At 51.4% G+C, this 969-nt stretch carries 1 protein-coding gene; it reads left to right on the top strand.

Annotated features, from left to right (window positions below):
* Positions 1–313: 313 nt before the first annotated feature.
* The gene (locus DVK07_RS22455; protein ID WP_147441258.1) at positions 314–730 is read left to right on the top strand and encodes a hypothetical protein; all 417 of its coding nucleotides are present in this window, start codon (positions 314–316) and stop codon (positions 728–730) included.
* Positions 731–969: the final 239 nt, after the last annotated feature.

Raw genomic sequence — 969 nt, forward strand, 5'->3', positions numbered from 1 at the left:
TCCTGTATAAACCGCCGCTGTTCCCATTGCAACGAACCAGTCAGGAGAGAGAAACCAGTAAATGCTGAATCCCACTAACAGACCACAGAGAACGGCAAGCGGGAGATCTCTATCCATATCCACACAGTATCAAAGTTGTTGTAAACCTTTGTTGGTTCTCGTGCTAGTTCGCCGTACAAGGGTTTCTCTATACGAACATTAGAGTTACAGACCTCATCGACCGCCTGTTTCAGGCGAGGATCTACCTAGAGAATAGGATTTCAACAGAATCGAACGACAATATTCATACGGTTGTTTCCGGTATTTGTATGACGTGCCCCCTACACGACGCCGAATTCTGGTACAGACGAGCACTCTCGGGGGAACCGCGCTACTGGCTGGCTGCGCGGGATGGAACGCTGACACGCCCACGGTTCCCACACTCGAAATAACACTTGAGAATGCCACGAAGAACGCCCACGTATTCCATATCGCCGTTGAAACGACCTATGGACTCGGACCGTGGGTCTCACGTGAGATACCGCCAGAAACGCGTGAACTCGTTGAAAGAGAACCAGGCGTGGATTACGACTCCGTGGTGATTCATGGTGTTGTCGACGAGCAGACGACACGGGGTGAGGTACTCGATATTAATGGAACTAACCGTACTGAGATCTGCCCTCGTATGATCTTCCGGTACAACACCGACAGCGATCCGACGATCCTGCAAAGCTCCGATGTCCGCTGTTGAGGACCTACTCAACGAATACCTTTCGACAACCAGCTGTTTGTACCGGAGAGACTACGTTCAGGTTCCGGAATTCATCACACTATCATCCCCCACCGGATGCGAGTTTGGATCCCGACAAAGCCGAAGGGTCCTAATCTCATAGGCTCCCGCGAACCTCGTCACACGTGCTATTCCACGTACAGCCGCTTTACGTTAATTCCTCAGCCGCCACAATGCGTTCCTCTGTCATCTACTCTTGA

The sequence above is a fragment of the Halorubrum sp. Atlit-26R genome (assembly GCF_003666015.1).
GTDB lineage: Archaea > Halobacteriota > Halobacteria > Halobacteriales > Haloferacaceae > Halorubrum.